Source organism: Aporhodopirellula sallentina SM41 (genome assembly GCF_000346505.1).
Taxonomy (GTDB): domain Bacteria; phylum Planctomycetota; class Planctomycetia; order Pirellulales; family Pirellulaceae; genus Rhodopirellula; species Rhodopirellula sallentina.
Map to the genome: position 1 here is coordinate 1 of NZ_ANOH01000172.1, position 2,893 is coordinate 2,893.

The 2,893-nt window shown below is 57.4% G+C and carries 2 protein-coding genes; both read left to right on the forward strand.

Features of this window, described 5'->3' with window-relative positions; all coding sequences use genetic code 11:
- The first annotated feature begins 297 nt into the window (after positions 1-297).
- Positions 298-1,263, forward strand: a complete 966-nt coding sequence (locus tag RSSM_RS11325) for a YihY/virulence factor BrkB family protein (protein WP_236621087.1) — start codon at positions 298-300, stop codon at positions 1,261-1,263.
- 142 nt (positions 1,264-1,405) lie between these two features.
- On the forward strand, positions 1,406-2,824 hold the full coding sequence (locus tag RSSM_RS11330; RefSeq protein WP_008678219.1) for a DUF2254 domain-containing protein: 1,419 nt from the start codon (positions 1,406-1,408) through the stop codon (positions 2,822-2,824).
- Positions 2,825-2,893: the final 69 nt, after the last annotated feature.

Genomic DNA, 2,893 nt, shown 5'->3' on the forward strand with positions numbered 1-2,893 from the left:
TCAGTTGCTGATCGATTGATGCGTGTCCCCTTTCGGTGGGCCGTCTCGCGAGTCAGTTCTGCGGCCGCGATTTGATTTCGCAAACCGACCCGTAGCCGGGGAGGCTTCGGGGGGGGCAAATCAAACCGTAGCCGGCGTCGCCACGACTTCGGAGGTTCGCAGTCGGTGTGTGGTCTGAATTCGGGCGAATCCAGCTAGGGGCGCGGATTCACTAGTTCGAGGTTTGGCGCGGCATTTGCGTGCCATCGTTCTGAAAAGTAACGATGGTCGATGCGTTCTCATTTCGCGCGATTGGCCATGTCACAGACATTACCCACCGATCGCAACGGGCCCGCACCCATGGACTTTTTCAAGCAAACTTTCAACGAGTTTTCTAAAAACAATTGCAGTACGTTGGCGGCGGCTCTCGCCTACTACACCGCATTCGCATTGCCGCCATTGCTGTATCTGCTTCTCACGGTGCTAACGTTCGGTTTGTCGGTGATGTACGACACCGAACAAGCCGAAGCGCAGGCTCAGCAGGTCCTCACCAGCCAAGCGGCTCAGATGCTGGGCAACCAAGCGGCGACCGAACAAGTCTCGACGATTCTCGAGAATAACGATCAGGCTAGCGGCAAGTGGTGGAAGACACTGCTGAGTTTTGCCGGGATTGTCGTCGGAGCGACCGGCGTGGTTGCTGCGTTGCAAGCGGCACTCAATCAGGTTTGGGAAGTCCAGCCGGATCCTGAATCGACGGGGTGGAAGAATTTTCTCGTCAAACGATTGCTCTCCTTTGCGATGATTTTGGGGCTCGGCTTTTTGCTGTTGGTTTCGCTAGTTGTTTCGTCTGTGCTCGCGGCGATCGGTGGACAACTCGGCGGATGGATTGGTATGTCCGGCATGGCTGCGTCTGCGGTGAACTTCGCGGTGCAAGGATTGGTCGTACTGATCATCTTCGCGGCAATCTTCAAATTTATGCCCGATGCGGAGGTGCGATGGCGTGATGTTTTCGTTGGCGCGGTGATTACGACCACCCTGTTTTTGCTCGGCCGATGGGGGCTGGAGTTGTATTTCTCGTACAGCGATCCTGGAGCACAACTCGGTGCCGCGGCGGCCTCGTTAGCCGTGTTGCTCGTATGGGTGTACTACTCCGCGATGATCGTTCTGCTCGGTGCGGAGGCGACCCAGGTTTACGCGATGAAATATGGTCACGGAATCCGGCCGGAGAACGGGGCGGTCCGCGTGGTCAAAGAAATCAAACGCGGTGCGAGTGCGGTTGGCTAAGATAGCGGTTAGAGGTCTGCCGCAGCGTAGTCTTCGGGTGGCTTTGTAGTGGATGACGCAAGGAATCCCTCACTCGACTTGCGCATCAAGGATTTGTTCCCTCGTCCAATGCCACGGATTCGAATCGGGTTTTTGACCGACTATGAAAGCCATCTTGATCACGTTGTGGGCGAAGATAAAAGCCAGTTATTGGTTTGTGCCCCTATTGATGGCGATCGGTGCGATCACGCTGTCGTTTCTGACCACCGCGTTGGATTATCGGCTCGGCACGAGTTGGATTAACAACACGAATTGGCTCTACGGCAACGAGCCCGAGGGAGCGCGAGCGGTCCTGTCGACGGTTGCCGGTTCGATGATCACGGTCGCCGGCGTGACTTTCTCGATGACGATCTTGTCGATCTCTCACACAACGTCGCAGGTCGGGCCGCGGTTGCTCAATAACTTTATGAGCGACAAGGCGAACCAGTTCACGTTGGGCGTGTTTATCTCGACGTTCTTGTATTGTCTGATGGTGTTGCGGACGGTTCGCAGCGCGGAATCGCCGCCTCCGGGGCTGTCCGTTGCCGAGGCGGAGCAGCTCGAGTTGTTGGGGGCGTTTGTGCCTCACGTCGCCATGATCGTTGGTGTGGGGATGGCGATCGCCAGCGTCGGTGTGTTGATCTTTTTTATTCATCACGTCCCTGAAACCATCCATGTCTCGAACATTGTTGCCCGCGTCGGTCGCCGATTGAATTCGCAGATCGACCGCCAATTTCCTGCCCGGGTTGGCGAGCCGACGGACGCCGATTGCGAAGTCGACGCCCCGGTGGTGTTGCCGCCCTGGTTTGACGAGTCGGCTGAGAAAGTCGTGTCGGAAGGGACCGGGTACCTGGAGTATATCGACGGAGATGGCTTGCTCGATTTGGCGTCGCGTCATGACCTCGTGCTGCATGTTCAGGTCAGCCCGGGTGATTTTGTGACGTCAAAGACGGTGTTGTTGCTGGCGTCTCCGAAGGAACGATTGAGCGAGGAGGCGGCAGAGGATATCTCGGCGATGTTTGTGTACGGCGCGCAGCGTACGGCGACGCAGGATTTGCGGTTCCAAGTGAACCAACTCGTTGAGGTGGCGATGCGTGCATTGTCACCGGGGGTGAACGATCCTTTCACCGCGATCAGTTGCATGGATTGGCTGCAGTCGGCATTGGAAACGTTGGCGGACCGTGAATTGCCGTCACCTCATCGCTATGACGATGACCAGAAATTGAGATTGATCGCCGAGCCGACTTCGTTCCGAGCGTTCGCGTCGCTCATTTTTGATCAACTGCGACCCTACGTGGCGGCGGATCGCAACGCGTCGCTGCAGATGATGGAAGTGATCGGCAACCTCGCCGTCGAGGTTCGGTCGGCGGAAGACCGGCGTCTGCTGGCTCGACACGCGTGTGCCCTTCGCCGAGAGTGCCGCCGAGCGATCAACGACACCCGAACGCTGACGTCGGTGTCGCGTAGGTACCGAGACGTCTTGCGTTTGCTGACGGATGCGGACCAGCGGATTCGCGCTCGACAAACCGGACGCTGGAATTGATGGTAGTAGTTATTCCGAGGCAAGTGAGGCTGCGGGGCGGCGGTAGTGGATCTTGTTAAAGATCCTGTT

Excerpts from the sequence above, each read along its gene's own strand:
- RSSM_RS11325 (WP_236621087.1), top strand. The coding sequence starts at position 298 with ATGTCACAGACATTACCCACCGATCGCAACGGGCCCGCACCCATGGAC.
- RSSM_RS11330 (WP_008678219.1), top strand. The coding sequence starts at position 1,406 with ATGAAAGCCATCTTGATCACGTTGTGGGCGAAGATAAAAGCCAGTTAT.